The sequence below is a fragment of the Aeromonas cavernicola genome (genome assembly GCF_002795305.1).
Classification (GTDB): Bacteria; Pseudomonadota; Gammaproteobacteria; order Enterobacterales; family Aeromonadaceae; genus Aeromonas; species Aeromonas cavernicola.
The window spans coordinates 1-6,069 of sequence record NZ_PGGC01000069.1; the positions used below are offsets into that span (position 1 = coordinate 1).

The following is a 6,069-nucleotide window of genomic DNA, read 5'->3' on the forward strand; positions in this document are numbered from 1 at the left end:
TTCGTCCACCTCAGGGTTACCACCCGGGCTAGTGTTGCGGTCATCTACAATCGTCGTGGTAATGGATGGCAGCGTTGGCGCTCGCTCATAGCCGCCTCCCACCGTACCAACTACGGTGACAGTATATTGTTCAGGTCGTTCGGTAAGCTGGTCATCAAGAGTTTGGACTGGAAAGGTCACGCTGTTTTGACCAGCCTTGATCACCAACGTCAGCTCTTGGGCCTCAACATCCCCGCTATCTGTCGTTTTATGGCCGATCACCACTCTTACCGTCATATCTGTTTTTGGCGCTTCACTGATCGTCAAGGTATAGGTGGCGCTCTGGCCCTCGACCACCTCTTTGCTACCGCTGAGCGTCAAAGTCGGCGCATCGTTATCATCCACTACGGTATGACTGACCGTTCCATTGATGGCTATTTTTTCATAGTTGCCACCACGGGCATCATCAATGTTGACGCTCACCGCAGTATCACCTTGGCGATAGGCATCGTCGCCCCGTACTGGGACAGGTTCGCTATTGGCACTGCTGCTACCAACCGGAATGGTAATCCTGGTGCCATCGGTGAGGGTGATAACCAGCGGCGAGCCGGTAACTGGGCTGCTAACGCTAGCGGTGTAGATGATGGAGCCACCCTCGACGACGGTTTGACCGTTAGTCGTGGAACTCAAGGTGACGGTCGTGGTATCTAGCGTATCGGTGATCGTAGTGGTGACCGAATTCCCGATATTAAGCTGTTCGTAATTGCCACCTTGGCTAGTGACTATCTCGACGGTTAGCGAGCTGTCATCACGATAAACATCATCACTGGGTGCATCAATTGTCACACTGCCACTGAGTTGGCCCGCCAAAATAGTCAGGGTGGCACCGTTTGAGAGGGTCAAGACCAAGTCGCTCTGCGGGGGGTTATTAACCACCGCGCTATAGGTAATCGTTCCTCCCTCATTAACCTCTGTCGGGGCAATTAAGGTCACGGTGGTCGGGTCTAGGGTGTCGTTGACTTGAGTCGTCGTGCCAGGGCCAGTGACAACTTGCTCAAATCCACCGCCCAACGTCCCCGTCACGGTCACGTTAACTTGTGCTTGGTCCAGATAAGGGTCATCAGCGGGAGCAGGAACGGTCACCGACCCTGAGGTCTGCCCGACAGGTATTGTGATGATGGCGCCGTTAGAGAGCGTGATCACCATATCTTCCCCCACCACGGCCCGATCAAGGGTCGCGACAAAGGTGATCTCTCCTCCTTCATTTACTTCTTTTGCCGCACTGAGTGCCAAATTAGCACTCGTGGTCTCAGAAAAAAGACGCGGCTCCTCCTCACTAGGCTGCGCACGCAATGGCGCAGCCATAACCGCGTTATAAGTCGTATCAAAACTGGCTTCAGCGATCGTGGCATTCCCAGTCCGGTCAATGGTAACGAATCCACCATTGCCACTGGACCCAACTACGCCGCCAATGCCGCCACCTGCTGCTGGCGCGCCACCTGCTGCTGCTGCTTCAAAGGTTTGGGTGGGGTCCACCCCACCAAGAATCGCTTGTTGCAACGCACTAATCTCATCGGGTAAATCACCGGTTTGAAGCTGCGCCAGCGCAACCCCCTCATCATCCGGCTCCCCCACTAACCTTGCATCATCAGCGGGAGGGAGCGTAAATAACTCTCCTTGCCCCATAAAGCTCCCGCCACCTTGAGTGGCGATCACCGCGCCTTGTGGTACGACATCACCTTCCGCCAGCTGAGTACGACTACCATCGGCATTAACTAGATATAATTCCCCTGTCAATTGAGTGATGGTGACTGCCTGCTGCAGGGTAATGCTATTCGCGCTCATGTCCTCTCCCTAGACTGAATTTGGCTGCAATAAATCGGGCTCAACTGTGCACCTAGAGATGATTGGAAACCATCCCAAAAAATCGAAAGGAGATATTTATCTGAGACTTACTTGAACGAAACCATAGAATAAACAGGGTTTTCTATTCCGCAGCCACGCATCAATAGGCAATAGCCGGCAGCACAGGTGATAACGCCGCACCTAACCTTACCCTTTTCTGATGTGTTGAACGCTCGATAGACGCCGTCATCCAAGCCCCACCTTACTACCTCACTCACTGACTACGCTGATCGGCAGAATTCAAATGGAGAGTACATCGCGTGAGAGAACGCCAATGCGTGCCACCCTTGGCTGCTTTGGTGTATGCTCTGCCGCCGAACATGAGAGCGGTGGCATTACCGAGCTAGGCTGGAGAACCTGATGACGTTAAGTGAGCTGTTTGCACCAACGGACCCCGCTTTTAGTGAGGCGATGAGCACCTTGCTGGAGATCTTCCATCACTCAGACGACAGTCAGGCCCCTTATCAGCACCAGCTATTTGCTCAGCGGCTCAACCAATCTCACCTGCCCCCAGTCGGCCTAACGCTAGAGAACTATCTGGCACGACTAGCCACCGTCATACCGGGGAGCTCCCATTTAGCATCACCTTGTTATATGGGCCATATGACTGCACCTTTGCCCGCCTTCACCGCCGAGCTTTCCCGCTTGGTGGTGATGCTCAACCAAAATCCAATGAAGATGGAGTCATCCCGTCTGCTCAGTTTTCTGGAGCGGGAGGTACTGGCCAAGCTACATCGACTGATCTATCGCGCTGATGACCTGTTCTATGACCAACAGATGCACGCCAAAGATGCAGCCCTCGGCGTCATGACTAGCGGTGGAACCATCGCTAACGTCACCGCCCTTTGGCTAGCCCGCAACCGAACCTGCGGTGACAATCTGTTTGCCCTCTATGAGCAGGGCTATCGCGGCGCCGTTATTTTGGGCTCACGTCTCATGCACTACTCCTTTGATAAGGGCATGGATTTACTGGGCCTAGGAGCGCACAACGTGTGGCGGCTCGCCACCGATGAGCAGAATCGGCTCTGTCTGACGGCACTGGAGCAGGCACTTTTGCGTTGCAAAGAGGAAAAAATCAGAGTGTTGGCACTCGTCGGGGTCGCGGGCAGCACCGATTTTGGCTCCATTGACCCCCTACCGACACTCGCCGCCATTGCTAAACGCGAGCAGATCCACTTCCACGTTGATGCCGCTTGGGGTGGCCCGACCCTATTCTCCCCACGCTATCAAAGTCTGTTGGAAGGGATCGAGCTGGCCGATACTGTGACTCTGGATGGCCACAAACAGCTACTCGTGCCACTGGGTACCGGTATGCTGCTCTGTCGTCAGCCCGATCTGATGATGGCGGTTAAGCGAGAGGCGCCTTATGCCATTCGCGCTACGTCATTCGATCAAGGCCGTTTTACCCTAGAGGGGACTCGTCCAGCCAATGCCCTATACCTTGATGCCGCCTTTCAATTGTTTGGCCTACAGGGTTATGCCGAGCTGATTGAAGCTAACTATGATCGAGCTCGGCTGATGGCAGCGCTGATCCGTGATGATCCTGCCTTCGAGCTAATGTCGGAGCCAGTGATGAACCTGCTCTCGTACCGCTGCATCCCACCCCATCTGCGAGGAAAACCGCTCGATGAGGCAGCTAACGAGCAGCTCAACGCCTTCAACGTCGCCCTGCAAAAAGCGCAGCGGGCCGAAGGACATAGTTTTGTCTCCCGCACCCAACGTACAGTGTTGCGTTATGGCGATCAGCCGCTTACCCTGCTCCGCGCCGTGCTGCTTAATCCACACATTAGAGAGCAGCATATCCAGCAAGTACTGGCTGACCAGCAGCGATTAGGTAGTCAGATCGCCTCTCAGTTATTTGGTGGCAGCAACGGGGACGGGTAAGCTAGGCCGCTTTATTCATTTGCGGTTACCCCTTGGCCAGTTACACTGAGAGCATTTTTGAGGTCAACAGAGTAAGACATGAAGCAATTTATTGAATTTATTCCACTTATTGTATTTTTTGCCGTCTACAAATTTTACGACATCTACACTGCAACCGGCGCCTTAGTGGTCGTAACCGGACTCCAGCTGATTTATAGCTGGGTGCGCTATCGCAAGGTAGAAAAAATGCAATTATTCACCTTCCTACTGGTTGGTTTCTTTGGCGGCCTCACCGTGTTTTTTCATGATGATACTTTCATCAAGTGGAAGGTCACGGTTGTCAATGCCCTATTTGCGCTGGGACTGCTGATCAGCCGCTATGGTTTTGGCAAAAACCTCATTAAACAAATGTTGGGAAAGGAGCTGCAAGCACCGGATGCGATTTGGGATCGCGTCAATTTTGGCTGGGTGGGTTTCTTTAGCCTGTGTGGTCTGCTCAATCTCTACATCGCCTTTAACTTGCCACAGGAAGTCTGGGTTAATTTCAAGGTCTTTGGTTTACTCGGTATGACCTTGATATTCACCCTACTCAGTGGCGTTTATCTGTATCGCCACTTACCGACTGAGCAGAAAGGCGATCAGGAAAAATAACTCTCAAGAAAAGGATCATTCCATGTGGTATCTCATCTATTCGGAAGATGTGGCTAATAGCCTGCCGCTGCGCAAACAGGTACGCCCTGCCCACCTTGCCCGCCTGGAGGCGCTGCGGGCTGAGGGCAGGTTGCTGACTGCGGGGCCCAATCCCGCCATCGACGCCGAAGACCCAGCCGATGCGGGCTTTAGCGGTAGCACAGTGATTGCTGAATTCGCCAGTTGGGAAGAGGCTAAAGCGTGGGCCGATGCTGACCCCTACGTGACTGCCGGTGTTTATGCCAATGTCACTATTAAGCCATTCAAAAGAGTTTTTTGAGCGGTCACAAACAGCATAAGCAACAAGAGGCCGGACATAGTGTCCGGCCTCTTGCATAACAATCATCACCGCTGACCTTAGGATTCAGCGCTAGCAATAAACCAAGGATTGAGAATATCTGGCTTGTTATAGGTAAGAGGGGTGCCATCAAGCTGAGTCACCCTTCCCCCAGCACCTTCCAGCACCGCTTGTGCTGCAGCAGTATCCCATTCACATGTGGGTGCGAGACGCGGGTATAGCTCAGCCTCTCCCTCAGCAATCACACAGAATTTCAAAGAACTCCCCATCGATAGCCACTCGATATCACCCAATGGCACCAGAAAATCCCGCGTTTCGCTAGAAAGGTGACTACGGCTGCCAACAACCCGCCAAGCTGTTCCTGGTAAATGGGGTCTAACCTGAATCATCTCTCGTTGACCATCAACGATCCGCCAAGCTCCCTGCGCTTTACCGCCATACCAAAGCTTATCCAACACGGGCGCATAGACAATGCCCCAGACGGACCGCCCATGTTCAATTAAGGCAATATTGACCGTAAACTCACCATTACGTGAAACAAATTCCTTAGTGCCATCAAGAGGATCGACCAACCAATAGTGAGACCATTGATGGCGAGCAGCCATTACATCGGGGCCAGACTCTTCAGAAAGCACTGGTAGGGTGGGAGTGAGCTTTTCTAACGCCTGCACAATCACCTTATGAGCACACTGATCAGCTTTGGTTAGCGGGCTGTCATCACTCTTATACTCCACCGTAAAACCATGACGATAAATGGCCATGATAGCCTCGCCTGCAGCTCGAACAATGGGCTCAATATCAGCAATATCAGGATGATACATAACACGCTCTATCGATACGAAAGGCCCCAAGTATAATTGTTTTCATCTCCATTACACATACGAAAAAGCCCAACTGAATAAATCAGTTGGGCTTTTTAATCTTCACTATCTTATAACTGGCGGAGCGGACGGGACTCGAACCCGCGACCCCCGGCGTGACAGGCCGGTATTCTAACCGACTGAACTACCGCTCCGCATTCGGCTAGCTTATTGCTAATTAGGTGCCTGGCAGTGTCCTACTCTCGCATGGCGAATGCCACACTACCATCGGCGCTACCGCGTTTCACTTCTGAGTTCGGCATGGGATCAGGTGGTTCCACAGCGCTATTGCCGCCAGGCAAAAATCTTCATCCAGAAAGCTGACGTGAGTAGTGATGTTGCGCTTGGCTTGTCACTATCACTGAATTTGAGTAGTTCGTTCACTTGCTACAAGGCCCAGAACACTTCTTGGGTGTTGTATGGTTAAGCCTCACGGGTAATTAGTATAGGTTAGCTCAACACGTCGCCGCGCTT

At 52.7% G+C, this 6,069-nt stretch carries 5 protein-coding genes, 1 tRNA gene and 1 rRNA gene; 3 read left to right on the forward strand and 4 right to left on the reverse strand.

The features are described from left to right. Positions 1-1,824 (reverse strand): retention module-containing protein (locus CUC53_RS07570; protein ID WP_157798224.1); only part of this gene is annotated, 1,824 nt, incomplete at its 3' end. A 420-nt stretch (positions 1,825-2,244) separates the two neighbouring features. On the opposite strand from CUC53_RS07570, the gene CUC53_RS07575 reads away from it, so the two are divergent. The 3 genes from CUC53_RS07575 to CUC53_RS07585 all read left to right on the forward strand — a co-directional run bounded on the left by CUC53_RS07575 (position 2,245) and on the right by CUC53_RS07585 (position 4,717). Beyond that, positions 2,245-3,768 carry a pyridoxal-dependent decarboxylase gene (locus CUC53_RS07575; RefSeq protein ID WP_100293593.1) on the forward strand — a complete coding sequence of 508 codons (1,524 nt, stop codon included), beginning with the start codon at positions 2,245-2,247 and terminating at the stop codon, positions 3,766-3,768. 78 nt (positions 3,769-3,846) lie between these two features. Beyond that, positions 3,847-4,398, forward strand: a complete 552-nt coding sequence (locus CUC53_RS07580; RefSeq protein WP_100293594.1) for a septation protein A — start codon at positions 3,847-3,849, stop codon at positions 4,396-4,398. A 22-nt stretch (positions 4,399-4,420) separates the two neighbouring features. Then, positions 4,421-4,717, forward strand: coding sequence for a YciI family protein (locus CUC53_RS07585; RefSeq protein ID WP_100293595.1), 297 nt, complete (start codon positions 4,421-4,423; stop codon positions 4,715-4,717). Between the two features lie 77 nt (positions 4,718-4,794). Here the strand turns inward: CUC53_RS07585 and cysQ are convergent, their stop codons facing one another. The 3 genes from cysQ to rrf all read right to left on the reverse strand — a co-directional run bounded on the left by cysQ (position 4,795) and on the right by rrf (position 5,894). Continuing rightward, a complete protein-coding gene (cysQ, locus tag CUC53_RS07590; RefSeq protein ID WP_100293596.1) occupies positions 4,795-5,556 on the reverse strand; it encodes a 3'(2'),5'-bisphosphate nucleotidase CysQ in 762 nt (253 codons plus the stop codon). Positions 5,557-5,673: 117 nt separating this feature from the next. Further along, positions 5,674-5,750 (reverse strand) — tRNA-Asp (locus CUC53_RS07595). 29 nt (positions 5,751-5,779) lie between these two features. Then, positions 5,780-5,894 (reverse strand): 5S ribosomal RNA (gene rrf, locus CUC53_RS07600). Between the last annotated feature and the right edge of the window lie 175 nt (positions 5,895-6,069).